Origin of the sequence: Paraburkholderia sp., from assembly GCF_035501035.1 — a bacterium.
In the GTDB taxonomy this organism is placed as follows: domain Bacteria; phylum Pseudomonadota; class Gammaproteobacteria; order Burkholderiales; family Burkholderiaceae; genus Paraburkholderia.
This window is the reverse complement of record NZ_DATJWR010000392.1, coordinates 1-24,175: the sequence shown is the minus strand read 5'-3', so window position 1 is coordinate 24,175 and position 24,175 is coordinate 1. Positions and strand designations below refer to the sequence as shown.

The 24,175-nt window shown below is 62.8% G+C and carries 22 protein-coding genes and 1 pseudogene; 17 read left to right on the top strand and 6 right to left on the bottom strand.

What is annotated here, in order from left to right; translation table 11 throughout:
- Positions 1-16 precede the first annotated feature (16 nt).
- The 4 genes from VMJ11_RS28485 (at position 17) to VMJ11_RS28470 (ending at position 5,514) form a co-directional block, all read left to right on the top strand.
- Positions 17-907: a LysR substrate-binding domain-containing protein gene (locus VMJ11_RS28485; protein WP_325624024.1), complete on the top strand. Its 891-nt coding sequence runs from the start codon at positions 17-19 to the stop codon at positions 905-907.
- Between the two features lie 453 nt (positions 908-1,360).
- The gene (locus VMJ11_RS28480) at positions 1,361-2,203 is read left to right on the top strand and encodes a hypothetical protein (protein WP_325624023.1); all 843 of its coding nucleotides are present in this window, start codon (positions 1,361-1,363) and stop codon (positions 2,201-2,203) included.
- A complete protein-coding gene (locus tag VMJ11_RS28475) occupies positions 2,200-3,267 on the top strand; it encodes a hypothetical protein (protein ID WP_325624021.1) in 1,068 nt (355 codons plus the stop codon). Before VMJ11_RS28480 ends, VMJ11_RS28475 begins: the two co-directional genes overlap by 4 nt.
- Positions 3,268-3,699: 432 nt before the next feature.
- Complete coding sequence (locus VMJ11_RS28470; protein ID WP_325624020.1) at positions 3,700-5,514, top strand: kelch repeat-containing protein; 1,815 nt, start codon at positions 3,700-3,702, stop codon at positions 5,512-5,514.
- A 315-nt stretch (positions 5,515-5,829) separates the two neighbouring features.
- Here VMJ11_RS28470 and phaC read toward each other — a convergent pair whose 3' ends face one another.
- Together phaC and VMJ11_RS28460 are read right to left on the bottom strand one after the other, a co-directional pair.
- A complete protein-coding gene (gene phaC, locus VMJ11_RS28465) occupies positions 5,830-7,518 on the bottom strand; it encodes a class I poly(R)-hydroxyalkanoic acid synthase (RefSeq protein ID WP_325624019.1) in 1,689 nt (562 codons plus the stop codon).
- Entirely contained in the window at positions 7,518-8,003 is a 486-nt protein-coding gene (locus tag VMJ11_RS28460) for a MaoC family dehydratase (RefSeq protein ID WP_325624017.1), read from the bottom strand. Before VMJ11_RS28460 ends, phaC begins: the two co-directional genes overlap by 1 nt.
- Positions 8,004-8,322: 319 nt before the next feature.
- Between VMJ11_RS28460 and VMJ11_RS28455 the strand changes: the two genes are divergently transcribed.
- The 4 genes from VMJ11_RS28455 (at position 8,323) to VMJ11_RS28440 (ending at position 11,919) form a co-directional block, all read left to right on the top strand.
- A complete protein-coding gene (locus VMJ11_RS28455; protein WP_325624016.1) occupies positions 8,323-9,030 on the top strand; it encodes a pyridoxamine 5'-phosphate oxidase family protein in 708 nt (235 codons plus the stop codon).
- A gap of 103 nt (positions 9,031-9,133) precedes the next feature.
- On the top strand, positions 9,134-10,423 hold the full coding sequence (locus VMJ11_RS28450) for an FAD-binding oxidoreductase (RefSeq protein WP_325624015.1): 1,290 nt from the start codon (positions 9,134-9,136) through the stop codon (positions 10,421-10,423).
- A 13-nt stretch (positions 10,424-10,436) separates the two neighbouring features.
- On the top strand, positions 10,437-10,994 hold the full coding sequence (locus VMJ11_RS28445) for an XRE family transcriptional regulator (RefSeq protein WP_325624013.1): 558 nt from the start codon (positions 10,437-10,439) through the stop codon (positions 10,992-10,994).
- Positions 10,995-11,640: 646 nt separating this feature from the next.
- A complete protein-coding gene (locus VMJ11_RS28440; RefSeq protein WP_158957947.1) occupies positions 11,641-11,919 on the top strand; it encodes an HU family DNA-binding protein in 279 nt (92 codons plus the stop codon).
- Positions 11,920-12,160: 241 nt separating this feature from the next.
- Here VMJ11_RS28440 and VMJ11_RS28435 read toward each other — a convergent pair whose 3' ends face one another.
- The gene (locus tag VMJ11_RS28435) at positions 12,161-13,657 is read right to left on the bottom strand and encodes a sensor domain-containing diguanylate cyclase (protein WP_325624012.1); all 1,497 of its coding nucleotides are present in this window, start codon (positions 13,655-13,657) and stop codon (positions 12,161-12,163) included.
- A 181-nt stretch (positions 13,658-13,838) separates the two neighbouring features.
- Here VMJ11_RS28435 and VMJ11_RS28430 point away from each other — a divergent pair.
- Positions 13,839-14,072 (top strand): annotated as a pseudogene (locus VMJ11_RS28430) (dimethyl sulfone monooxygenase SfnG); the annotation flags it as partial.
- Between the two features lie 37 nt (positions 14,073-14,109).
- On the opposite strand, the gene VMJ11_RS28425 reads toward VMJ11_RS28430, so the two are convergent.
- Positions 14,110-14,487 (bottom strand): DUF427 domain-containing protein, encoded by a 378-nt coding sequence (locus VMJ11_RS28425; RefSeq protein ID WP_325624010.1) that lies wholly within the window; start codon positions 14,485-14,487, stop codon positions 14,110-14,112.
- Between the two features lie 461 nt (positions 14,488-14,948).
- On the opposite strand from VMJ11_RS28425, the gene VMJ11_RS28420 reads away from it, so the two are divergent.
- From VMJ11_RS28420 to VMJ11_RS28405, 4 genes are all read left to right on the top strand, one after another.
- A complete protein-coding gene (locus VMJ11_RS28420) occupies positions 14,949-15,839 on the top strand; it encodes a LysR family transcriptional regulator (RefSeq protein WP_325624009.1) in 891 nt (296 codons plus the stop codon).
- A gap of 156 nt (positions 15,840-15,995) precedes the next feature.
- Complete coding sequence (gene ssuD / locus VMJ11_RS28415) at positions 15,996-17,141, top strand: FMNH2-dependent alkanesulfonate monooxygenase (protein WP_325624007.1); 1,146 nt, start codon at positions 15,996-15,998, stop codon at positions 17,139-17,141.
- Positions 17,142-17,318: 177 nt separating this feature from the next.
- Entirely contained in the window at positions 17,319-17,591 is a 273-nt protein-coding gene (locus VMJ11_RS28410; protein WP_325624006.1) for a helix-turn-helix transcriptional regulator, read from the top strand.
- A gap of 2 nt (positions 17,592-17,593) precedes the next feature.
- On the top strand, positions 17,594-18,919 hold the full coding sequence (locus tag VMJ11_RS28405) for a type II toxin-antitoxin system HipA family toxin (RefSeq protein ID WP_325624005.1): 1,326 nt from the start codon (positions 17,594-17,596) through the stop codon (positions 18,917-18,919).
- A 179-nt stretch (positions 18,920-19,098) separates the two neighbouring features.
- Here the strand turns inward: VMJ11_RS28405 and VMJ11_RS28400 are convergent, their stop codons facing one another.
- Positions 19,099-19,422 carry a hypothetical protein gene (locus tag VMJ11_RS28400; protein WP_325624003.1) on the bottom strand — a complete coding sequence of 108 codons (324 nt, stop codon included), beginning with the start codon at positions 19,420-19,422 and terminating at the stop codon, positions 19,099-19,101.
- Positions 19,423-19,783: 361 nt separating this feature from the next.
- On the opposite strand from VMJ11_RS28400, the gene VMJ11_RS28395 reads away from it, so the two are divergent.
- The gene (locus tag VMJ11_RS28395) at positions 19,784-21,130 is read left to right on the top strand and encodes an MFS transporter (protein WP_325624002.1); all 1,347 of its coding nucleotides are present in this window, start codon (positions 19,784-19,786) and stop codon (positions 21,128-21,130) included.
- A 122-nt stretch (positions 21,131-21,252) separates the two neighbouring features.
- Here VMJ11_RS28395 and VMJ11_RS28390 read toward each other — a convergent pair whose 3' ends face one another.
- Complete coding sequence (locus tag VMJ11_RS28390; protein ID WP_325624001.1) at positions 21,253-22,173, bottom strand: LysR family transcriptional regulator; 921 nt, start codon at positions 22,171-22,173, stop codon at positions 21,253-21,255.
- A gap of 195 nt (positions 22,174-22,368) precedes the next feature.
- Between VMJ11_RS28390 and VMJ11_RS28385 the strand changes: the two genes are divergently transcribed.
- The 3 genes from VMJ11_RS28385 to VMJ11_RS28375 all read left to right on the top strand — a co-directional run.
- On the top strand, positions 22,369-23,505 hold the full coding sequence (locus tag VMJ11_RS28385) for a muconate/chloromuconate family cycloisomerase (RefSeq protein WP_325623999.1): 1,137 nt from the start codon (positions 22,369-22,371) through the stop codon (positions 23,503-23,505).
- Positions 23,506-23,535: 30 nt separating this feature from the next.
- Entirely contained in the window at positions 23,536-23,826 is a 291-nt protein-coding gene (catC, locus tag VMJ11_RS28380) for a muconolactone Delta-isomerase (RefSeq protein ID WP_325623997.1), read from the top strand.
- 34 nt (positions 23,827-23,860) lie between these two features.
- The coding region (locus VMJ11_RS28375; protein ID WP_325623996.1) for a dioxygenase at positions 23,861-24,175 on the top strand (315 nt) is incomplete at its 3' end.

The following is a 24,175-nucleotide window of genomic DNA, read 5'->3' as shown; positions in this document are numbered from 1 at the left end:
TGTTATGGGGTAGGCAATGAAGAGCCGACAGCTTGAAGCGTTCAGGGCGGTGATCCTGAGGCAGTCGATTACGCGGGCTGCCGAAATGCTGCACATCACGCAGCCCGCCGTGACGCGGCTGATTCTCGATCTGGAGACGGAAATCGGCTTCAGCTTGTTTACGCGGGAGAAAGGCAGACTTTTCCCCACTTCGGACGCGCTGCTGCTCTATCACGAAGTGGAGCGCTCGTTTGTCGGCATCGATCGTATTGCCCATGCGGCGCAGCAGATCCGCTCCCTTAGCAAAGGTTCGCTGAACGTCGCGGCGGCGCCCGCACTCGCGTTGAACCTGCTGCCGGAATGGATCACCGACTTTACACGCGCACACGAAGGGGTGACGGTGTCGCTACTCGTTCACGGCACGAGACTGGTTGGGGAACTGGTGGCAAGTGAGCAATGCGACATCGGGTTCGTGACTTATACGACATGGCAGCCCGGCGTGCAGCTCGAGACGCTGTTCAGTGCCGACATGAAGTGCATCCTGCCGAAGCGCCACCGGCTTTCCCGCAAGCGGGTCATCACCCCCGAGGACCTGGCGGGAGAAAAGTTCATTTCGTTTCCGCGTGAGCTCGACACGCGCCGCATCATCGACGATATCTTCGCGGCGCGGCATATCGAACGGGAGATGAGCGCGGAGTGTCAGTTGTCGGCGGCGATAGCGACGTTTGTCGCACGAGGTGCCGGCGTGTCGATCATCGATCCGGTGTCGACCGACTACTTGCCGGCAGGGGTCTCCGTCCATGACTTTGCGCCCGCAATCCCTTTCGAATACGGTGTCGTCACATCGGACAGGCAACCGCTGTCGCGTCTCACCAGTGCGTTCGTGGAGTTCGTGCGAGAGAGGGTGAATAACAGGCAATGCCGATGACAAACCGAACGTTGCCGTTCACGCAATTCGGTCGCCCTCAGTAACGTTGGTTATATCCTGTCGGAGTTGCTGCCGGTAATGCTCAAGCTGGCAGACGCCGCGCTAGTTGAACGCAAACCTTACGCATTCCGGGAGATTGGCCTATGCTGAAAATCTATACACCGGACCGTGATCTACGCGGACGACGATAATACCTGGTAGACCGAATCAGATTGCCCGTCGAGGAGCCGCTTCGCTGCTACCGAAGCGCCACGGTCTCGCAGCGCCGCTGGTTTGCGGCGTCCCCTCTGCGAGGAGCCTGTCATGAGCAACCATCGTGTCCCGCTCTGGCGGCTGGGTGACATTGTGGCCTGTGGCCTGTGCATCGCAACGCTTCTCGCTTCCGTCAGTGCGTCGGCCCAGTTGCACCCCGGCGCACCGGCGTACGGCGCCCGGCCGGCGCCCGGAGGCAGTGTGAATTCTCCGGCTCAGCTTTCCTGGCCTGGTCTGCCCGGCATCGTTGGGCCGTCCACGGACGATCGAGCTCCCGCGCCGACTGAGCCCGCCGAACCCGATGCGAACGAAGTCAAAACCTTGCTGGCAGCCGGGCCGCAATTGCCGCTCACACGCCCGGCGGATCAGTTCGAGGCCGTGGGGCTGTTCAAGGGCAACTGGCCGCTCGTGATCGACTTCAAGCCGGCGCCCAACTCCTGCACATATGTCGTGGTCGTCGTTGGCGGGAAGGCGACGGTCCCCGCCGTGATCGATCCGGACGGCCATATCGGGCGGCATTTATTCTGGGGCAACTTCTCGGGGATGTCGGCGGAGCGCCTCTGGCCAGCCCGCTACCGCGTGCAGTCCGAAACGCCGGCCTGTCCTTCCCAGCACCCGGCAGCTAATGGCGCAGACGCCGCGCCATCGCCGCTCGAAATCTACGGCATCGGTGCGGGGCCGAGGGCAGTGGGCTCGATCACCGTGACCGATCTGCATATTGGCCCGCCTCAGCCGGATCTCCGTAAGAGCCCCGTCACCTGGTCGTTCAAGACTGAGTGGGTGTTCAATCACGCGACCATCACGTTCTTGCGCTTCGAGCGTTCGCCGCGCGACGGCAGCATCGTCTCGACGCCGGTGCGCTCGTTTGCGGTGCCCAGCCTCGAGGGTTCCGATCATAGCGGTCAATGGGACGCACACGACAATGCTGGACATTTGTCGCCAGGCATTCACCGGCTGGAAGTGCGCGCGTGGGACAGCCGGGATGACGACAAGAGCTGGGCCAGCGGGATCTCCAATGACGTCGTGACGATCACGCACCCATGACCTCGCCGCGAAGCCTCGCGCGTCGTACGCGCCGGCGGCCGCGCACGACCGGGCAGAAGATTGCCGTCGCGTTGGCCGCAGTGATCCTGATGATGCTGACGATTGCCCTCGTCGAATATGCGATCACGCGGCCCTACGCAAAAGAGATCGAGACGACTGAATGGAAAGCCATGCAGGACGAAGAAGTCATTGCGACTCCGCTCGCCCCCGGTCCGCTGCTCTCCATCGAAGGCGTGGTTCACGAGGGCATCGATGTGTACTTCGACAACGCTCGCCTCGATTCCGCCAGCCTGCAGTTGCTGAAGACGCTCCAGTTCCAGCCGCCGGCCAACGCACAGGCACTCACGTGGCGTTCGACGAGTCCTGATGTGACAGGGCACAACACCATCGATATTGAAACGGTATCGGTCCAGCCGGATGCGAAGATTCATTTTGCGCTGCTCGACGGGCGCTCGAACGCAGTGCTGAGCCTGAAAGCGGAGCGCGCAACCATCAGGATCACGCTGGGCGTGGCGCCTGCGGGTCGGGACATGGTGAATACCGCTGAAAACAAGAGCCTCGAATGGGCCAATGGCGCGCAGCTGCACCTGACGGGCAGTTGGCCCGTCACGGTGGAGGTACCCGAGGGCGCGCGCGTGCGGTTCGTGTTTCCGACGAACGCGCCGCAATCCTTTCTCTATCTCGGTGTCATGGAAAATCAGATCGCACGGCTCGCGGTGCGCGAGATCGGGGTGAAGCCGGTGGAATCGAATAGCTTTACGCGCTATGCCTGCGCCGCGAGGCCCGGGCAGATCTGGTGGCGCCTCGGCGATCCGGGCGGGGCGGCGTGTTCCTCGGCACCGCGTCTGTTCGTGGGCAAGCTCACGCTCGCGCCTGACTCGCTGAACGTGCAACTGCTCAGCGGCAGTGCCTGGCTGGCGAAAGACGGGCAGTTCGAACGCTCCGAATGGTATGCATGGCTGGAGAAGAACCCGGTGATACGCCAGTTGGGCGAGGCGCTGATCGGCGCGTTCGTCAGCTGGCTCTTGTTGACGGTTACCGGGATATGGGGCGGCAAGAAGTGATTGGAGGCGACAGGGCAGGCGTGACGGTCACGCAATGAGCGTGGATATCTGCGTGAGCTGAAATGGTGCGAAGGTGCGATTGCACCTCTGGCGGTTACATGACATTCGCATCGAGTAGCTCAGTGGCCCCCGATCTTGAAATATGAAGATTCGAACTCTATTCTTCAGTTGATGCCTGACGACCGTCCCGCAAAACTCTGATACTTGGCGCAGTGGTCGAATCTTTATGGTGTGGTAGAGAGGAGGGCCGCTCCGACGCGCACCAGGGGCAGCGCATTCCATGCGGGGTGATAGCAAACTCGTTATGTTTGGCGACCTGAATCCAGGCGTTGCCATGATAATTTTCGCCAATTGATACGTGTTAATTAAAGATTTTCTCAAGGCGTATCAAGAATGCATTCGTTTTTATTGTGGTGAATAAGGCTGCAATGGGTGGCCATTTTTTTGCATTTAGTTTCAGTCATATTCATCAATATGGAGTCCGAAATGGTCGGCGTATGGAAAACAATATCTCCGCTTCCGACGGTTGCCTCAGGGGCATTCAGTTCGGACGCGATGCTGCTTTTGACCGATGGCTCGGTGCTCCTTCACAATGCCTATGGCAAGGAGTGGTTGAGGCTCACGCCCGACTTCTATGGGCGTTATGAGACTGGGAGCTGGTCGGCCGAGCTGGACATGATCAATACGCGCGAATACTTCGCCTCAGGCGTGCTCAGGGATGGCCGCGTCTTCGCGATTGGTGGGGAAGATTCGGATGCCGGGTCCGATACGCCGCTGGGCGAGATCTTCGATCCGCAAACCAACCTTTGGAGCGCAATCAGCAAACCCTCGAGTTTTGATTTCGTCCGCGGCGACTGCAATGGCTCGGTCCTCGCGGACGGGCGCGTCTTGCTGGGCGGCGCCACGCCAGGTGGGCCCCCGCCGTCAGCCTGGTCCAAACGAACTGCCATCTGGGATCCGCATGCCAACACGTGGACCGAAGCCGGGCTGAGATTCGGGGCGCTTCCTAAAACTGACAAGAAGGATCCTTTCGAGGAGGAAACCTTTGCGCTCCTGCGCGACGGAAGTGTCCTCGCGCCGAGCGTGCGGGACACGCCCAAGGCACAGCGCTATGTTCCCGAGCTCGACGAGTGGGTGGATTGCCATGTGGCGCCGGTCAATCTGGCGATCGACACGCTGAACGGCGTTGGGGTCTTCGAAACTGGCCCTGTAATCGTGCTGCCAAGTGGCAAAGCCCTGGTTGTTGGCGGTACGGGCAAGACAGCGATCTTCACGCCCGGCCCGCACCTTGCCGATCCCGGATCGTGGACGCCAGGACCGGCGTTTCCCCCGGACACCAGCGCGAGTCCTAACTGGCCCACGCTCACGGCGCTGGACTCGCCTGGGTGCCTGCTGCCCAGCGGGAAAGTCGTCTTCCTGGGTGGCACCACAGAACCGGATTCCGGTGACTACTTCTCACAAAATCCGGTCTTCCTCGAATACGACCCGCACAGTTCAGCGGCCACACTGGCACCGCTCGATGCGCAACCTGCGCTTCCCGCCGGCAACTGGACCTGGCAATCCTTCTTCCTGTTGTTGCCCACCGGCGAGCTTCTTTGCAGCGCTCACACAAACAGCCTGTTCCTGTACACGCCAGACCCCGCCAGCGGGTCTGCCCACCACTCGTGGAGGCCCGCCCACATCGAGGTTCCCGACTGCATGGTGCCTGGGCATAGCTACCGTCTGCGAGGCACACAGATCAACGGATTGTCACAGGCTGTGTCCTACGGCGACGACGCCGGCATGGCGACGAACTACCCGATCGTCCGGCTCACGCGGCCGTCGACGGGGCAGGTGGCCTATGTCCGCAGCCATGATTTCTCGACCATGGGGGTCGCTACCGGTCGCGAGGTGCCCGAGGACTTGAAGTCCTGCCATTTCGACATTCCGTCGACATTGCCGCTGGGCCACTGGGAACTCGTAGTGATAGCAAACGGCATTGCATCCGACCCAGTCGAAGTCAGGATCGCAACACAGTGCGAGGAGCACAGCTTCGTTGGAAAGGTCGATAGCCTTGCTTACGACCGCTTCGGCGACTTTGAAGGGTTCTCGCTGGAAACGCTGGATGGCGCGATACATCGCTTCGAAAGCAGGGAACCCAATGTCGAGGAGTTGATCAGGCGCGCGGGGAAGGAGCGAACGCGCATTGCAATCAAGGTCGACGCGGCGCACTCGCGTCGGCCGTTGTCAATCACGATTCTCATATGACGATGCCGCGCCTTCGTCGGCGCGACATATCGGGCCGGCCGCGACGTGCTGACAAGGGGCACCTTGACGTTGTTTGTCGCGGGGCGCCCTCTGAGGTGACCTCAGCGAGGCACGATCGACTTGTGGCAGCGCCTATCCGCAGAAGATTGACATTATAGGATTAATGTCAAAAATCAAAGATGAAAAGTAAGATATTTAACGGTTTACGTTGTATTACTTGTATATCTGGGGCATAGCCAAATCGACAGAGCAGGCGCGCGGCCACACATCGCGCGCCCGATGTCACTGGCTGGCGTCGTGTACCCCTTGGGTGCACTACGACCGCACCTTGACGTAGCGGCCGGGGGCGGGCTCGATCGGTCGATGTGCCCGATTTCCGGGCTTGATGCGCGCTTTGACTTGCCCACCTGCATGCTGTTGCAGCCATGTGATCCAGTGATTCCACCAGCTACCGGGGTTTTGCTGCGCGGATCCGAGCCATGCGTCAGCTTCGCCGCCCTCGTCGCCATTGACCCAGTAGCTTCGCCTGTTCCGGCTCGCGGGGTTGACGACGCCGGCAATGTGTCCGCTTGCCCCGAGCACGAACTGAACGTCTCCGCCAAGAAGCTGAGCGCTGCGCCATGCCGATTTCCACGGGACGATGTGATCTTCCTGGGTCGCGAGGACATAGGCTGACGTGTCGATGCGGCCGATGTCGACCGGAGTGCCGCACATCGTGAGCTTCCCGGGCACGCGCAGGTTGTTCTCGAGGTACATGTTGCGCAGGTACCAGGTGTACATCGGCCCTGGCAGATTGGTGCTATCCGCGTTCCAGTAGAGCAGGTCGAACGCCGCGGGACTTTTACCCTTCAAATAGTTGTTGATCACGTATGGCCAGATCAGATCGTTGGCGCGCAGCATCTGGAACACGAAACCGAGTTCACGGCCCGGGTAGATGCCGCCGCCTCCTATGGTCCGCTCGCGTTGTGCCACGGTTTGCTCGTCGATAAATACGCCGAGATCGCCAGGATCGGTAAAGTCGAGCATGGTCGTGAGGAGCGTCAGGCTCGCGACGTTTTCCTCTTCGCGCGCACGCATGACGGCAAGCGCCGATGAGAGAAGCGTGCCGCCCACGCACCAGCCAACCGTGTTCACACTGTCCGCGCCGGTAATGGCGAGCGCCACTTCGATCGCCTTCATCACGCCGGATTCCAGATAGTCGTCCCACGCCGTCTGCGCCATCTCGGCATCGGGGTTGCGCCACGAAATGATGAATACCGTCTGCCCCTGCTCGACGGCAAAGCGAACGAATGAGTTTTCCGGCTGCAGGTCAAGGATATAAAACTTGTTGATGCAGGGCGGCACGATCAGCAGCGGACGCTTTGCCACGTGCGTGGTCAGCGGTGAATACTGGATCAGCTGGAACAGGCCGTTTTCGAAGACAACCGCACCTGCGGAGAGGGCAACGTTGTGACCCACTTCGAAGGCGGCTTCGTCGGTAATCGTAATGGCGCCGCGCGCGACGTCGCCAAGCAGGTTGGTCATGCCTGCGCGCAGGCTCCCGCCGTTTGACTCAATAGCCGCCTGAATGGCTTCCGGATTGGTTAAGGCGTAGTTGGTCGGACTGGTCGCATCGATGAGCTGGCGCATGAAAAAGCGCAGCCTGTGCTTTTTGTCCTCGTCATAGGTCGTGGCCCCGACGATATCTTCAAGCAAGCCGGCATTGGCGAGGTAGCTTTGCTTGAGCAGGTTGTATCCCGCGTGGCTGGACCACTCGTTCGCCATGAACCGTTGATCACGGGTCACTGGACTGGTGACTGCTTGCGTATTCGCGCCAGAAAAATTGCTCAGTACACCTGTCCATAGTGCCCATTGCCTCTGCCAGTACTGAGGGGCGGCTTCTGTGATTACGGCCTGCGCGAAGGCTGGGGCAGTGGGCAGGACGGACATCGCGCTGAAAAAATCCTGTGCTGAGCCGAAGAGGCCTTGCACGACCTCGTCTGGCACATTGAATGGATTGCTCATCACCGCTCCAGTTCTGCTGCATCCGGGCCGTGCGCGGGCGGTTCCGCGATAGTGCGATTCGCGCGCGATGTCGGCATGACGAGCGCATCGCCATCGATCACCACCTTGCCTCCGACGGTACACAGGGTGTCCAGCACGACGCGGCGCTTGCCGGGAATGAGCTCTCTCACCGTCACCGTTGCCTGTACAGTATCGCCGGGCCTGACCGGTGCCTTGAAACGCAGGTTTTGCCCGAGGTAGATCGTGCCCGGCCCAGGCAACCGGCCAGCGATCGCCGCGGAAATAATGCTTGCCGTCAGCATTCCATGTGCAATGCGCCCCTTGAAGGGGGTCCCTTGCGCAAATTCGTCGTCTATATGGACGGCGTTGTTGTCGCCCGAGGCGCCCGCAAACAACACGATGTCCGCATCCGTAATGGTCTTTGCGAAGCTCGCACTCATGCCGGGTTTCAGATCTTCAAAGTCATACCCCATAATGTCATTCATAAGCAATCCAAAATATAAAATGGTGATGCATGGGTATTTTTGAGTGAGCGTCAGCCCAACCATGCCGTTGCGCGGCGCGGGCGCGGGCCGGGCCGAGACGTTGAACTAGCAAGATACGGCAATCTCGCAATGTACATTTCTGTTTTGGCGCCATCTTTTTTGTATTTCATGCCATTGCGTGTTCTCGACCAGCGCGCCTCTCTTCGCCCCAGCCGCGCTCATGGCTCCACCAACTGCACCTCGCCTGGATCTACAACCAGGGCCACGATTTGTCTATCGTAACCGGCATTTCAACCCCAACCGCAGAGGAAGCAAAACGATGTCCCTCGCCGATGCCGCCAACGAACCCGCCGTCGACACCAGCGCGGTGCCTTCGCAACGCACGCGTGTGCGCCGCGTCGCGCAACGCGCACACTACGACACGGCGGTTCTGCACGCGATTCTTGATGAGGCCTACGTCTGCCACGTCGCTTTCGCCGACGAGCATGGCGTGCATTGCATCCCCACCGCGTGCTGGCGCGAGGGCGAGCATCTCTACATTCACGGTTCGAACGGCAGCCGCATGTTGCGGCTCGCGGCCGAAGGCGCACAGGTTTGCGTCACAGTTACGCATCTGGACGGTCTCGTGCTCGCGCGCTCGGCGTTCAATCACTCGATGAACTATCGCTCCGCCGTGATTTATGGCGTGTTCGAGAAGGTGGGAGAGGAGCACAAGGGCGCCGTGCTCGACGCCTTCATGGAGCACATCGCGCCGGGCCGCAGGCACGAGGTGCGCGCGGGCAATCACAAGGAATTGGCCGCGACCACGGTGTTGCGCATCGCGCTCGCGGAATCCGTCACCAAAATCCGCACGGGCGGCCCGAAGGACGACGAAGAGGACATGGATCGCCCTGTGTGGGCCGGTGTGCTGCCGATGGCGCTGGCGCCGCTGCCGCCCGTGGCCGATACCGACACGCCGGAGCGCGAGGCGCCCGCCTATATAGAAGCGTGGGCGCGCCGCGCGCAGGGAGACGAAGCCGCGAACTAAGCGATTTGCAGTGCGCTGCTCGCAATGCGCCGAATTGCGTACGTGAAAATGTCGTGCTATTTTTTCATGAAATTTAGCCGCCATATATTCACGGACGCACTCCATGTTCGCCGAATCGACTCGCCACATCGACAGCTACTACGCACGCAACTGGCCAGGCGCACTGCCCGAGCGCCCTGCGCTGGCGGGCGATCACAGCGTCGACGTGCTGGTTGTCGGCGCGGGCTTCAGCGGTTTGCACACGGCGTTACGGCTCGCTCTGGCCGGCCGGCGCGTGGCGGTCGTGGAGGCGAGCCGCGTCGCATGGGCCGCGTCGGGGCGCAACGGCGGCCAGGCGCTGCTCGGCTGGTCGTGCGATATGCCGCCGTTCGAACAGGCGCTGGGCGTGGCCGGTGCGCGGGAGTTGTGGGACAGCATGCGCTGGGCCGCTGCCGAGGTACGCGAGCTGCCGGTGCGACACGGCTTCGATATCGACTATCGGCCGGGCAGTCTGTGGGCGGCGGTCCGGCGCTCGCGCGTGGGCATGCTCGAAGCCGCGCGCGACGAAGCCGCGCAGAAGTGGGGCTATGAAAGCCTGCGCTTCATTCCCGAGGCGCAGATGCCGGAGTGGATCGGCAGCGCTCGTTATCGGGCGGCACTCTACGATCCCGAGGCGGGGCATCTCGATCCGCTCAAGCTCGCGCTCGGCCTTGCTGCCGCCATCGAGCGCGCGGGCGGCGCCATCTTCGAGCAAAGCCGCGTGCTCACGTACCGCGAAATCCAGAACGGCTATGTGGCGACCACGCGCGAGGGCACGGTGCGTGCCAGCACACTGGTGCTCGCCTGCAACGCCTATATCGACCGGCTCGATGACGAACTCGCGAGCCGCGTGCTGCCCGTGGGCACCTGGCAGGTTGCCACGCGCCAGCTGGACCCCGAGCTAGCGCGCTCGATCCTGCCGCGCAACAGTTGCGTGATCGACAATCAGTTCGTGCCGGATTATTTCCGCCTAAGCCCCGATCATCGGCTGCTGTTTGGCGGCGCGTGCACGTATCTGGGCGGCATCCCGAAGGACGTCGGCGCGGCTATCCGGCCGAGCCTCGAACGCGCGTTCCCGCAGTTGCGCGGCATCGAATTCGAGTATGCGTGGGGCGGCCATATCGACATCAGCATTCGCCGCACGCCCGACGTGGGCCACGAACGCAATCGCTACTGGCTGCAGGGCTTTTCCGGTCACGGCATCCTGCCGACACTCGCGGCGGCGCGCGCCGTTGCCGATGCGATCCTCGGCGAAGCGCACTTGCTCTCGCTCTACGAGCGCATTCATAATCCGCGCTTTCCGGGCGGCGAGCGCTTCGCCGCGCCGCTCGAGGCGCTCGGCAAGCTGTGGTACAGGCTGCGCGACGTCGTGTGACGGAGATTCCCGCATGGACAGGCAGGACGAAATAGAAGGCCTCGCGATCCTGATTCGCGATCTGCGCAAGCACAAGAAGGTGACGCTTGCCGAGCTTGCGAAGAAGATTGGCCGCTCGGTGGGTTTTCTTTCGCAGGTCGAGCGCGGCCGTTCGCGGCCCACGGTGGCGGATCTCACGGCAATAGGCGAGGCGCTGCAAACGCCCACCACCTATTTCTATAGCGTGAGCATGCCGCGTGCGCTGCCGTGGGTCACGCGTCCTGGCGAGCGGCGCACGCTCTACTATGGCGGCGGCATCACTGACGTGCTGGTTTCGCCGAGCATGTCCTCGGGTTTTTCGATGCTGGAGAGCCGGCTAGATCCGGGCGCTACGAGCGGAGACCGCCCCGTGGACGACAGCGACGAGCAGGGCGGATTCGTGCTCGAAGGCGAGCTCACGATCTGGCTGGATGACGACGAAGAGCCGGTGACGTTGCGTGTCGACGACAGCTTCCAGTTGCCTGCGCGTCGCCGCTTTCGCTACGCCAATCTCACTGACGGGCTGACGCGGGTGCTGTGGGTTTTTACCTGAGCCCGACGACGAGGCGCGAATGCTCCGAGCGGTGCGACAGCCTGCCAATGATAAGCATGACCGATTAATGGCCCTGTGAGTGTCAAGATGCCCCTTCGCACGTGTCGCTTCGAGCGGGAAATACCCCAGTTCTGTTTTGCATGGCGCGGCGAAACGGTGAATCGGGGCGCGGCAGATCGAGGGGGCGCTCTCGCCGGCAGCCGCGCCGGCCTCGAGCACCGCGCCGCGAGCGCACCGCGATCCTCAGAAGCGGCACGCCTAACATCGCTCAGGCGGCGTCTGTGTTCCCGGGCACGAGGTAGTCGGCTGTCCCGGCGCGGCATTCATTTATTGACCTAAATCGTCGATCGAGATTACCGCTGATTTCAGTCATTTGGCAGGCGACATCAGCACGAATCATTCCCGTGTGAATCCGTCTACAGGCTCCGGGTTTGTCGTTTTTGTACATTTTTGCCATTTTTGATGCGTTTTTGTCTACACACTGTCTTCGTGTTGTGCTATTGATTCCGCTTTCGCCGAAGCGCGCACGGGCCGCAAGACACGTGCCGGGCGGCGAACCAACGCGTTTCCATATGCAACGCGATTTGCCTGTTTCGCCCGCGTGAGGTAGGGTATGCAGGTTTTCTCAACTCAACACAGGTAGCAGATGAACAAACAGGAACTCATTGACGCAGTCGCCGCAAGCACGGGCGAGACCAAGGCGGCCACCGGCGCAGCTATCGACGCGATCCTCGAAGTCGTTACGCGTGCGGTCACCTCGGGTGACTCCGTTCAGCTCGTCGGCTTCGGCTCGTTCTCGACCGGCCAGCGTGCTGCCCGCGTGGGCCGCAACCCGGCCACGGGCGAGGAGATCCAGATTGCGGCCGCCAAGACCGTGAAGTTCACCGCTGGCAAGGCCTTCAAGGACGCCGTCAACGCGTCGTGATGCGAAGTCCGTCGCCATGGCGGACGCGCGCGCTGCTGGCCTCGTCGCCGGCGCGCGCGTCGTGTCGCGCCAGTGCGATGGCCTGCATGCAGGCAGGCGGCGTCGCGCCGCTTGCTTGAATATGTGCAGCGTTTGAAAAGCGGGGGCGGCGCCCCCGTCTGCAGGCATGGCCACATGCCGGTCACATTTCCCTGCTCTTTCTTTCACGCTTTTCGTATGGTGTCCGAAGCGTTCGGGCGCGTCACGACGCCGCCTCGGCTTGCGTCATTGCGCGGCTCGTTTCGTTGCGTCGGCGTTTGGCCTCGTACATCGCCGCGTCGGCTCCGCGTAGCATGGCTTCCACGCTTTCGCCTTCCTCGCACGTCGCAGAGCCCAGTGAAAAGCTCAGTTTCGGTCCGCCGTAGAACTGGTTGTTCAGTTCGACCAGCTTCATGATGCTGTCCGCCACTGTCTGCGCATCCCGCTCGTCGGCGCCGGGCATCAGCACGGCGAATTCATCGCCGCCGATGCGCGCGGCCTGATACGGCTTCTGGATCGCCTTCGCGAGGACTTCGCCTGCGCGGCGCAGCAGCGCGTCGCCGGCGGCGTGCCCGAGCTGGTCGTTCACGGTCTTCAGGTCGTCCATGTCGACGACGATCGCGCTCACCGGGAACGGACCCTTGCGTTGCAGCCGGTTGATCTCGTCCACATAGAACGAGCGATTCTTGAGCTTCGTGAGCACGTCGTGCTTGCCGAGGAATTCGAGGTAGGCCTCGGCCTTCTTGCGCGCCGTGATGTCGGTGAGCGCGAGCAATACGAGGTCCCATTGCGCTTCGTGGCCCGGGAATACGGAGAACTGCAGATGCACGTTGAGTTCGCTGCCGTCGAGCGCGTAGTTCACCACCTCGCGCTGCTGAAAGAGACGGCCTTCCCATAGATCGAGCAACTGCTCGCGAAAATGTGGGCGCATTTCGTCGCGGAAGACCTCGGGCAGGCGCGCGAGCAGCGTGGCCTTGTCGGGCGCGCGATACATGCCCAGGGTGTAGTGGTTCACGTCGAGCACCTGGATCTCGCTCATGCAGCGCTCGACGAATTCGGGGTGAACGTCCGTGAAGGTGCGAAAGTCGACAATGCCCTGCATGCGGACTTCGTCGAGCAGTTCGCGAATGGCCGAAAAGTTTTCCACCCAAAGCGAAACGGGCGCGTGCTCGAAAATGCCCAGCGCGTATTGCTCGCTCGCGGTTGCGCGATGGCGCGCTTCTTCGAGTGCCGAGACGTCTTCGATCGCCACGAGCACGCGGCTCCAGTCGGCTTCATGACCCGGCAGGATCACGCCGCGCAGCAGGATGTCCATGCGCCGCCCGGCGAGCGTGTAGTTCACGCTCTTGCTCTGGAACGTGGTGTGGCCGGCCCACATCTGTTCGAGCTCGCCCACGTGTGCCTGGAACATGTCGTCGCGCAGCACGCGGGAAAGATGCGCGGCGAGCGTTTCATAGTCGCGCGCGCCGTAGAGTTCGAGCGTATGCCGGTTGACCTTGAGCACACGGATGCAGGCCGAGCATTCGGCCACGCGGCGCGGATCTTCTTCGAGGAAGCGGCGCAGGTCGGTGACGCCGGCCGCGCGCCAGCGCTCGAACAACGCGCGCAACTGGCTATAGTCTTCGAGCCACAGCGAGGTGGGCGTCACGTCGAAGAAGTCGAGCAAGTCGACGCCCATGTCGGCAAAACTGGCCGCCGTGGCCGGGGTGCCCTGTTGCATGTTGGTTGGATGTAAGGGAAGGCTGCGCCACGCCGCGCGAATCATCGAATCCAGGCACCCCTTGGGGCTCGTATGAGCGTCGACGATGCAAAGGCAAGGTCGCCGCAGCGGCGCATGCGGTCGAAAGGGTGTCCAGCAAGCCATATTGCTTAACGGCAGGCTGCCGCGGAAACTTTAGGCCGGCGAACGCATGTGGGCCGATTCGAAGTTCGAGGACCTCGTGCAGTACAACGACGGCTTCAAGACCGGGGTCATCGGCACACCCGGGCAGATCGCCCGCAAGATCGTCGCGCTCAAGGCGATTGGCATCGATCTCGTGCTTGGCGGCTTCCTGCACTTCGTCGAGGAAGTCGAGTCCTTCGGCCAGCGCGTGCAGCCGCTGCGCGAGCGGCAGCAGCGGCTCGAAACGGTTTGACGCGCCGCGGTGCTGGCTGCGCGCCGGCGCTTCAGGTTCAGGCTAGCGTTTCGATCGAATCGACGCGGTCGGGATAGAACGCGAGATGGTCCTTGATCGCCGCCACGGCCGCGTGCGGCGTTTCGTAGGTCCAGATCGCGTTCGCGGCGCGCTCGCCGCCGGGCGTGATCGAGTAGTAAGAAGCCTGACCCTTGTACGGGCACCAGCTCGTGTGCTCGGTGCGCGAGAGCAGCGCCATATCGGCGTCTTCGCGCGGCACGTAGAACACGGCGGGATAGCTCGCCTCGCGCAGCGTGAGCGCGCGGCGCGTGTCGGCTATGACTCGGCCGCCCGCTTTCACCACCACGCGCGTATGCGCCGGTTCGATCGTGATCGGATGGTCGGGGCCGGGAATCTTGACGGTCCTTGTGTCCATGACTGGGTTCCTCGAGTACGGGGTGGGATGAGCCGGCGGACCATGCCTTGCCGGGAATGCGATTCAGTTTATTCGACTACCGGGTTTTGCGTGCGGGCCGACTGGGAGTCTGCTGCTGCGCTCGTCAATCATTTTGGATGCCTAATCGATTGGGATTGCGCATTGCGCCGCTGTCTGCGACTTCGCCGGTGAAAAGCGGAGAAAAAGGGCCATGGCGAACTCCCGCAAAGCTGACAAACCGATTGCAGAAACCTGCATGCCTGCGAGCGATGGCTGCCGCGTGAGCGGCAGCGTATCCCGTGAGGTATGCGAAGCGTCGCGAGGCGCGCGCATGGGGCGATAGATAGGGCAGTCCAGGCACCGCTTGCGCGGGTGAAAAAGACTTTGTAGGCTTGCCGGCATGCTCGCGAGGCATGGCGAGCGCACGCGCACGCGCGAGGTGTTGCAACCGGGAGACAGCAATGGAGCTGCGGCATCTGCGGTATTTTGTAGCGGTCGCCGAGACCGGCAGCCTGACGGTCGCCGCCGAGCAGCGGCTCTTCACCTCGCAGCCTTCGCTGAGCCGGCAGATCCGCGATCTCGAAGACCAGGTGGGCGTGCAGCTCTTCAGCCGCAGCGCGCGTGGCGTGGAACTGACGGCGGCGGGCAAGGCATTCCTCGATCATGCACGGCTCGCGCTCGCACAGGTGGACGCGGCGGCCGAAGCGGCGCGCCGCGCGGCGCTGCCCGAGCGCAAGGTCTTCGCACTCGGTTTTCTCACCGGCCAGGAGATGACCTGGCTGCCGCGCGCGATGCAGGTGCTGCGCGACGAACTGCCGAATATCGACGTGACGGTATCGAGCTACTACTCGCCCGACCTGGCGGATGCGCTCGCGCGCGGCAAGCTCGATCTCGGCTTCTTGCGCGCGGAGCCCGGCTTCGACCTCGAATACCGCGTAGTGAGCCGCGAGCGCCTGATCGTGCTGATGCCGAGCGACCACCGGCTCGCCGGGCGCGAGGCGATTCGTGCGCAGGATTTCGTGGGCGAGCCGTTCGTGATGGCGTCGAACAAGGCGCGCGTGCTGCACGAGGTGATCGAAGGCTATTTGCGCGAGCACGGTGTGCAGCTGGCGCCCGAGCACACCGTGGACAATCTCGCGATGGCGATGTCGCTCGTGGCCTCCACGCGAGGCCTCGCGCTGATGCCCGAGTATGCAAACAACCTGCTGCCGTGGTCGGTGGTGAGCCGGCCGCTGGACGGGGAGGCGCCCATCGTCGATCTCGTGGTGGGCTATAACCGGGCGAACACGTCCCCCACGCTCAAGCTCTTTCTCTCGCGGCTCGACGAGCTGACTACGCCGGCGGGTGCATAGCCGAAAACGTCATATGCAACTGCCGAATAACTGGTAGGGGAAAGCGCTGCGGGCTGTTTCAATGAGTGGACGACCCCGTTCGATGCACGGGCGGCGGTAATCGCGCGATAACGCCGTGCGCGTTCGCGCTTTCCACTATCCGCAGCAGGATCACTGATGAGTCTCGACATTTTCTGGTTCTTGCCAACCTCGGGCGACACGCGCTACCTGGGCAAGTCCGACTTCGGCCGCGCGCCGACCAACGCCTATATGCGGCAGATCGCCGTCACTGCCGAGGAGCTCGGCTACGACGGCCTGCTCATTCCCACCGGCAGCAGCTGCCTCGACCCGTGGGTGACGGCCGCGAGCTTGGCGCCCGTCACGCGGCGCATCAAGCTGCTCGTCGCGTTGCGCACCTCGCTGGGTGCGCCTACCGCATCGGCGCGTCAGGCGGCCACGCTCGATCAGGCGTTGAATGGCCGCTTGCTGCTCAACGTCGTGCCGGGCGGCGACGCCACCGAGCTCGCGGCGGACGGTGTATTTCTCTCGCACGACGAGCGCTATGAGGCCGCCGACGAGTTCCTCACGATCTGGCGCGACCTGTTGCGCGGCGAGAAGGTGAACTTCGAGGGGAAGCATCTGCGCGTACAAGGCGCGCAGAATTTTCACGCGCCGGTGCAGACGCCATATCCGCCACTGTATTTCGGCGGTTCGTCGCCGGCGGCCCACGCACTGGCGGCGAAGCACGTGGATGCCTATCTCACCTGGGGGGAGCCGCCGGAGGCGGTGGCGCAGAAGTTCGCCGACGTGCGGGCCCGGGCGGCGCGCCACGGGCGCACACTCAAGCTTGGCGTGCGCCTGCACGTGATCGTGCGCGAGACCAATGACGAAGCATGGTCCGCAGCCGAGCGCCTGATCAGCAAGCTCGATGACGACGACATCCGCCGCGCGCAGGAGAACTACGCGAGTATGGATTCGGTGGGCCAGCGCCGCATGGCCGAACTGCATGGCGGCCGCCGCGACCAGCTCGAAATCAGCCCGAACCTGTGGGCTGGCGTGGGGCTCGTACGCGGCGGCGCGGGCACGGCGCTCGTGGGCGACGCGCAGACGGTGGCGGCGCGCCTCAAGGAATACGTCGATGCGGGCGCGGACAGCTTCGTGCTCTCCGGCTATCCGCACCTCGAAGAGGCGATCCGTTTCGCGGAGCTCGTATTCCCGCTGCTGCCGGGCAAGAAGCCGGTGACGCTGCGTGACCAGACCTTGACGGGTGGGGCGTTCGACGTGCGCGCGCATGAGCGCGGGCAGGAAGCGGCGCGCGCTTGAGCGCGGCCATGCGTGGCGATCAGCGCCTTTCCCGGCGTGCATACAGCTGAGTTTCGGTCAGGGGGCTAGCCGGCCGACTATTCCTATGAGTGATATTGCAGTTTTATTCCTGTGAGTGATATTGGCAAAATATTCCCCACAGGCATATAATCGCTTTATGCCTTACAGGAATATGCCATGAAGATCATCGTCCAGACGCCCACCGGGCTTGGCGAGATTCTGCAGTCGGCCCGCAAGGCGCGCGGCATGACCCAGGCGCAGGCCGCAGCGCATGTCGGCGTCGGCCAGCCGCGACTCTCCGCGCTCGAAACCACGGGCACCGCCGGGCTCTCGCTCGAGCAGATGCTCGCGCTTTTCGCGCTCTATGGGCTGGAGTTTTGCGTGCAGTCGCGCGAGCCGGCGGGCGCGGGCAAGGCCCCGGCCGCGGGCGCCGACACGCCGGAGTGGTGACGATGGGCCGCAAATCGCATTCGCGCGCGCTCTCGATCTGGGCCAACGGCGAGCGCGTGGGTACGTGGGTCGTGACGGCGGCCGGGGACACCGAACTGCGCTACGACGACGCCTGGAAACGCTCGGCCGTGGGCCGGCCGCTCTCGCTCTCGCTGCCGTTCGGCATTGGCGATGTGCCGCTGCGCGGCGAGCGCATCCACCATTATTTCGACAACCTGCTGCCCGACAGTCCGCACATTCGCCGCCGCATTGCGGCGCGCTTTCGCACGGATACGCTCGAGGCCTTCGATCTACTCAAGGCCATCGGGCGCGACTGCGTGGGCGCCGTGCAACTGCTCGGCGAAGACGAAATGCCGGGGCGCATCGATCGCGTGGAAGGCACGGCGCTGAGCGAGGCTGCCATCGAGCGCCTGCTGCTCGAAACGGCCGGTGCGTTGCCGGGTGACGCGCAGGAGGCCGACGAGCTGCGCATTTCGCTCGCGGGCGCGCAGGAGAAAACCGCGCTGCTGCGTCACCGCGGTAAATGGCTGCTGCCGCGCGGTGCCACACCGACAACGCACATTCTGAAGCTGCCGCTAGGGTTCATCGGCCATCGCAAGGTGGACTTCAACACCTCAGTCGAAAACGAATGGATTTGCCTGGCACTGCTCAGAGCCTACGGGCTGCCCGCTTCGCAGGCTGAGATCATGACATTCGGCGCGCAGAAGGTGTTGTGCGTCGAACGCTTCGACCGTGCGCGTGCGCGTAGCGGCGCACTCCTGCGCCTGCCGCAGGAGGACTTCTGCCAGGCACTCGGGGTTGCGCCGCATCGCAAGTATGAGGCGCATGGCGGCCCAGGCGTGCGCGAGATCGCGGGACTCTTGCGCCAGTCGCAGCAGGCGCGGGAAGATCTCGAGACTTTCCTCACCGCGCAAATCGTCTTCTGGATGCTCGCCGCGCCGGACGGCCACGCGAAGAATTTCAGCATCCGCCTGTTGCCTGCGGGGCGCTTCCAGCTCGCCCCGCTCTATGACGTGATGTCGATCTGGCCGGTGGAGGGGGACGGCGGCAACCAGTGGTCGTGGCACAAGGCTTCGCTCGCAATGGCGGTGTGGGGGAGGGCGCGCCATTACCGCATGCGCGACGTGAAGCGCACGCACTTCGACGCTACCGCACAACTTTGCCACTACGGGCCCGACGCGGCGCCGCTCGTCGAACGCGTGCTCGAGCGCACGCCCCGCGCGATCGATGAGGTCGCGTCGGCGCTGCCCGAAGGCTTTCCCGAACGTGTGGCAGAGCGGCTTTTCGAGGGCCTGCGCTTTTCCGCACAGCGGCTCGCGGCGCAGTGAACGCGTGGTTAGGCTGTGCCGCCGCACGAGACCGGTGCGACCTTGCCCGCGTTCCCGGATCCACTGGCGGCGGACTCGCGCCTACGTGCATGCGGCGGTTCGCAGCGTAAATTGATCGACGGTGCGTCGCAAATGCCTGGCCTGCTCTCGCCGCGCTTCGGATGCAGCTGCAATCTGCTCTACGAGTGCTGCATTTTGCTGCGTGACACCCTCCATCTGCGAAACGGCCTGGCTGACTTCGCCCAAGATGTGAGAAAGAGCAGGAAAGCGAGAACGGCTGCGATTGTGAGCGCGAGCGCGAGCGTCTCGACTTCGGGAGTGCGCTCGACGAGCGCAGTGATAGCGACACTGAAAACGATCAATGCGGCCGTCATGCATGCGCCGAAATAAACCAGAATCCGGTGGCGAACCGTGAACGCATTTGCATGTTGCAACTGCCGGTTCTGGTGGTAATTGAGCATGCCTTGGCCGGAGATTTTCATGTGGCTGTTCTTTTCGATCATCGAGATGACTTGATGCCGCTTCCCGATAGGGTGCGATGATTCGGTGTTTCAACTTGCACATACATCGTCTCGTTGACGACGCAACTTGATACCAGGGTTTACACGTCAGGTGTTCGGTTCAATTGATCATCCGTTTGAGAACTATGCCGTATCGGTATGGACCGATACCTATTAGGTGTTGGACAGCGCGAAATACGGCGATCTATGCTTAGCCGGGTTTGTGCCAAACACAATAGCCAATACGTGTGGCGGCTTTCCCGCTTAAGGGAAAGATAAATCGCCGCGCCGAAGATCGCCTGATTTCCAGAAAAAATCAAATGCCACGCCTCTCCAGGATGCGTGTCGATTGGAGACTCTCGTCATGATTCACCCTTCCATCCGGTCCATTCCGGCGCTAATCGACAGAGAACGGCTCGGTGCGTTCCAATGCCGTGTGCTCGCGATCTGCGTGCTGATTGCGCTGCTCGATGGCTTCGACACGCAGGCCATCGCCTTTACCGGGCCTGCGATTCTCGCTGCGTTCAAGCTGCCCGCCGGCGCGCTGGCGCCCATCCTGACCGCCGGGATCATCGGCATGACCGTTGGCGCGATGACGCTGGGTCTCGTCGGAGACCGCATAGGCCGCCGGCCCGCGATCATGATCGGACTTGCGCTCTTTGGCTGCGCAACGTTGGCCACTTCCTGGGCGACCAATCCCCAACTCATCCTGGTGTTGCGCTTCATTGCCGGGCTGGGCATGGGCGGCTGCACGCCGGTGCTGCTCGCACTCGCCGCCGAGTACGGCCCGGCACGACTGCGCGGCGCGATCATGACCGGCGTGCTGCTCGGCCTGCCAGCGGGGGCCATGCTCGGAGGCTTGCTCGCGGCACGCATGCTGCCTGTCATTGGGTGGCAGGGCATCTTTGTCGTGGGTGGCGGTGTGCCGCTTGCCGTGCTCGTGCTCGCGGCGCTTCTGCTGCCCGAGTCGCTCTACTATCGGGCGGCGCGCGGCGACGCCCGCGGGCAGCAATACGTGCACAAGACGCTCTCGAAGATCGTGACGCAGCCGTTGCCGCCCGACGTGCGCTTCACCGTGCCCGAGGAAGCCGTTGCGAAGGCAAGCGTCGGTGCACTGTTTCGGGACGGCTATGCAGGGAAAACGCTCGCAATCTGGACCGTCTATCTGCTCAACTGGGTCGCATGGTTCATGCTTCTCTCGTGGTTGCCCACCGTGCTCAAATCCGCCGGCCTGCCGGCGGCGCAGGCGCCGCTCGGCACTGTGATCGTCAATGCCGTGTTCATCGTTTGCGCGATTCCGCTCTCGTTCCTCTTGCCTCGCATGAACACACGCACTCTGCTTGGCGCCATGTTCGCGTCTGGCATCGTCATCGCACTCGGCCTGAGTCATGCCGGCACGAACTGGGCACTTGTCTTTGCTCTTGTGGGGGCTGCGGGTTTTGGTATTGGCGGGCAGCAGATTGCGCTGAACTACCTGATCGTGGGCGCGTACCCAACCGCTCTGCGTGCCACGGCAACAGGGTGGGCAATCGGCATGGGACGGGCGGGCGCAATCGTGGGATCGGCGATCGGCGGCACGTTTCTTTCGTGGGGCGGCCCTTCCGGCTTTTTCCTCGCGCTGGCGGTGCCCCTCGCGGGCGCTGCGCTTGCCGTGTTCAGCCTGCGTCTGGATGCGGCAAAGGCAGATATCGCCCTATCGCCGAACCACTGACTTTCACTGAGGCTCGATTCGGCCCTGAACGTGACGATGTTGCGTGACATCCTCATGTTCAGGGTCTCGCGCGCTCACCGACGATCGCAGCGGCTTGCGAGCCTCGATGAGCGCGCAGCCATTCACGGCTTCTTTTTCTTCTCGGGAAGCCACAATTGAGGTTCCGCATACATCTCCTTGACCAGTTGCTTGACGAGGTCGATGTAGACCGAGCTGTCGTTCACGCGGTGATTCAGGATGATCGGTGAAGTGGCGTGGTCGCTGTCTATCAGGCGGTAGTGCACATCCTGGCGTATTTGCCGCGCTGACGCGGGAATCACGCACACGCCGAACTCGGCCGCGACGAGGCCCAGTGCCGCCTGGATCTCCCGTACCTCGAGTACCTCGCCGGGTTGCACGCCATCACCGTGCAACATGCTCAATACCTGATCGGCGAAACTGGGGCGCGGCTCCTTCGGATAAACAATCAGCTTTTGTCCGGCCAACTGCTCGATGGGGATTGGCGTCGATTCTTTTGCCATGGGGGACTCGACGGGCACCACCACGGCGAGGGGCTCTTCACGCAGGACGATGCCGGCCACGTTCGGGTCGCTGTGGCGCACCCGGCCAAAGCCAAGATCGATGCGGCCTTCCTTCAACGCCTGGATCTGCTGCACCGACATGAGCTCCACCATCTGGATGTCCAGTTCCGGCGCATGCTGACGCAGCTTGCGCATCAATGTTGGCAGTCCGGAATAAAGCACCGAGGCGACGAAGCCGATCGACAGCACGGTCCGCTGATGCAGCCCCACGTGCTTCGCAGCCGTTTGCATCTGCTCGACGCGACCCAGTATCTGCATTGCCTGCTCGTAGACCAGACGGCCCGCGTCGGTCGTGCGCACCGGGCGGGTGTTGCGAATCAGCAGAGGGACGCCGATCTCCTGTTCGAGCAATTGAATCTGCCGGCTCAGTGGCGGTTGCGCGATGCGCAGTTGCTCCGCGGCGCGAGTGAAATTGCGCTCGCGGACAACGGCAACGAAGTAACGAAGCTGACGTAGGTCCATGGTCTGATCCCAAAGAGGAGCATCAAATTATCGATACTCAAAGAATATGATGCACCGCAATATCATACCAAAGACGGGCGATTGCGGCGGTTCAATACTATAAAGGTATTGAATTGGACGCAAATAGTATTGGACTGTGCGAATGCGCGACGTGTATAAAACTATCGTATCTACTTCACTTGCGCCGCATTCGACATGACCACCGCCACGATCGAACGTATCGAAACCCGCCTCGTCGATCTGCCGACGATCCGCCCTCACAAGCTCTCGGTCGCCACCATGTACGGGCAAACCCTGATGCTGGTGAAGGTCTATTGCAGCGACGGCGTGTTCGGTATCGGCGAAGGCACGACGATTGCCGGCATGGCTTACGGCCCGGAAAGCCCGGAGGCGATGAAGCTGGCGATCGACGCCTACTTCGCCCCGGCGATGGTCGGCCGGGACGCCACGCAGATTCAGGCGCTGATGGCGCATCTGGGCAAGCTGGTCAAGGTCAATCACTTCGCGAAGTGCGCGCTCGAAACCGCGCTGCTCGATGCGCAGGGCAAGCGCCTTGGCGTGCCGGTGAGCGAACTGCTGGGCGGGCGCCGCCGCGAGCGCCTGCCGGTTGCCTGGACGCTGGCTTCGGGCGATACCGCGAAAGATATCGCCGAAGCGGAAACGATGCTCGACGTGCGCCGCCACAAGATCTTCAAGCTGAAGATCGGCGCCAGGGATCTCAAGACCGATATCCGGCACGTCGCGGAAATCAGGAAGGCCGTGGGCGAACGCGCCACGGTGCGCGTGGACGTCAACATGGCGTGGAGCGAGACGCAGGCAGCATGGGCGATTCCAGCGCTGGCCGACGCGGGCTGCGAACTCGTCGAGCAGCCGGTGGCATCCCCGGCCGCGCTCGCGCGCCTCATGCGCCGCTTCCCGGTGGCATTGATGGCCGACGAAATCCTGCAAGGCCCGGAAAGCGCATTCGAGATCGCGAAGAACGAGGGCGCCGATGTATTCGCCATCAAGATCGAACAAAGCGGTGGGCTGTTCGCCGCGCAGCGCGTGGCGGCGATTGCCGATGCGGCAGGTATCGAACTGTATGGCGGGACGATGCTCGAAGGCGCGTTCAGCACGATTGCCTCGGCGCAGCTGTTCGCGAGCTTCGCCAACCTGCAGTGGGGCACCGAGCTGTTCGGGCCGCTGCTGATCACCGAAGAGATTTTGACCACACCGCTGGATTACAGCGACTTCGAGCTTACCGTGCCGAACGGCCCGGGGCTGGGCATTGAACTGGACGAAGCCAGGGTCAGGCGCTTCACGCGTGACGGGCTAATGAAGGTCACGAAGTAATCCGCACCCCAAGACAACAGGACGCTGACGATGCTTTTCCACGTACGAATGGATGTGAATATTCCCGCCGACATGCCTGCCGATGTCGCCAACCAGATCAAGGCTCGCGAGAAAGAGTATTCGCAGGAGCTGCAGCGCAGCGGCAAGTGGCGCCATATCTGGCGTGTGGTTGGCGAGTACGCGAACTACAGCATTTTCGATGTGGAGAGCAACGCGGAGCTGCACGAGATCCTGACCGCGTTGCCGCTTTTCCCGTACATGAAGATTTCGGTAACACCGCTGTGCCGTCACCCCTCGTCCGTTCGGGAAAGCGACGCCTGAGCGAATTTTTCGCCATTACATGGAGACAGTAATCATGAGCGCAAAAGTATTTCAAACGAAGGAAGTGCAGGATCTGCTGAAGGCCGCCGCCAACCTGGAAGGCAACAGCGGCAATGCGCGTTTCCAGCAGATCACGCACCGCCTGCTGAGCGACCTGTTCAAGGCTATCGACGATCTCGACATCACGCCCGATGAAGTGTGGGCCGGCGTGAACTATCTGAACAAGCTCGGCCAGGACGGCGAAGCGGCGCTGCTGGCCGCTGGCGTGGGTCTGGAGAAGTACCTCGACATTCGCATGGACGCCGCCGACAAGGCGGTCGGCCTCGAAGGCGGCACGCCGCGCACGATC

What these genes read in the sequence shown, in the direction of transcription:
- VMJ11_RS28485 (WP_325624024.1), top strand. Translation starts at nt 17, where the DNA reads ATGAAGAGCCGACAGCTTGAAGCGTTCAGGGCGGTGATCCTGAGGCAG.
- VMJ11_RS28475 (WP_325624021.1), top strand. Translation starts at nt 2,200, where the DNA reads ATGACCTCGCCGCGAAGCCTCGCGCGTCGTACGCGCCGGCGGCCGCGC.
- phaC (WP_325624019.1), bottom strand. Translation starts at nt 7,518, where the DNA reads ATGAGCAATCCATTCAATGTGCCAGACGAGGTCGTGCAAGGCCTCTTC.
- VMJ11_RS28460 (WP_325624017.1), bottom strand. Translation starts at nt 8,003, where the DNA reads ATGAATGACATTATGGGGTATGACTTTGAAGATCTGAAACCCGGCATG.
- VMJ11_RS28455 (WP_325624016.1), top strand. Translation starts at nt 8,323, where the DNA reads ATGTCCCTCGCCGATGCCGCCAACGAACCCGCCGTCGACACCAGCGCG.
- VMJ11_RS28450 (WP_325624015.1), top strand. Translation starts at nt 9,134, where the DNA reads ATGTTCGCCGAATCGACTCGCCACATCGACAGCTACTACGCACGCAAC.
- VMJ11_RS28445 (WP_325624013.1), top strand. Translation starts at nt 10,437, where the DNA reads ATGGACAGGCAGGACGAAATAGAAGGCCTCGCGATCCTGATTCGCGAT.
- VMJ11_RS28440 (WP_158957947.1), top strand. Translation starts at nt 11,641, where the DNA reads ATGAACAAACAGGAACTCATTGACGCAGTCGCCGCAAGCACGGGCGAG.
- VMJ11_RS28435 (WP_325624012.1), bottom strand. Translation starts at nt 13,657, where the DNA reads ATGCAACAGGGCACCCCGGCCACGGCGGCCAGTTTTGCCGACATGGGC.
- VMJ11_RS28425 (WP_325624010.1), bottom strand. Translation starts at nt 14,487, where the DNA reads ATGGACACAAGGACCGTCAAGATTCCCGGCCCCGACCATCCGATCACG.
- VMJ11_RS28420 (WP_325624009.1), top strand. Translation starts at nt 14,949, where the DNA reads ATGGAGCTGCGGCATCTGCGGTATTTTGTAGCGGTCGCCGAGACCGGC.
- ssuD (WP_325624007.1), top strand. Translation starts at nt 15,996, where the DNA reads ATGAGTCTCGACATTTTCTGGTTCTTGCCAACCTCGGGCGACACGCGC.
- VMJ11_RS28410 (WP_325624006.1), top strand. Translation starts at nt 17,319, where the DNA reads ATGAAGATCATCGTCCAGACGCCCACCGGGCTTGGCGAGATTCTGCAG.
- VMJ11_RS28405 (WP_325624005.1), top strand. Translation starts at nt 17,594, where the DNA reads ATGGGCCGCAAATCGCATTCGCGCGCGCTCTCGATCTGGGCCAACGGC.
- VMJ11_RS28400 (WP_325624003.1), bottom strand. Translation starts at nt 19,422, where the DNA reads ATGATCGAAAAGAACAGCCACATGAAAATCTCCGGCCAAGGCATGCTC.
- VMJ11_RS28395 (WP_325624002.1), top strand. Translation starts at nt 19,784, where the DNA reads ATGATTCACCCTTCCATCCGGTCCATTCCGGCGCTAATCGACAGAGAA.
- VMJ11_RS28390 (WP_325624001.1), bottom strand. Translation starts at nt 22,173, where the DNA reads ATGGACCTACGTCAGCTTCGTTACTTCGTTGCCGTTGTCCGCGAGCGC.
- VMJ11_RS28385 (WP_325623999.1), top strand. Translation starts at nt 22,369, where the DNA reads ATGACCACCGCCACGATCGAACGTATCGAAACCCGCCTCGTCGATCTG.
- catC (WP_325623997.1), top strand. Translation starts at nt 23,536, where the DNA reads ATGCTTTTCCACGTACGAATGGATGTGAATATTCCCGCCGACATGCCT.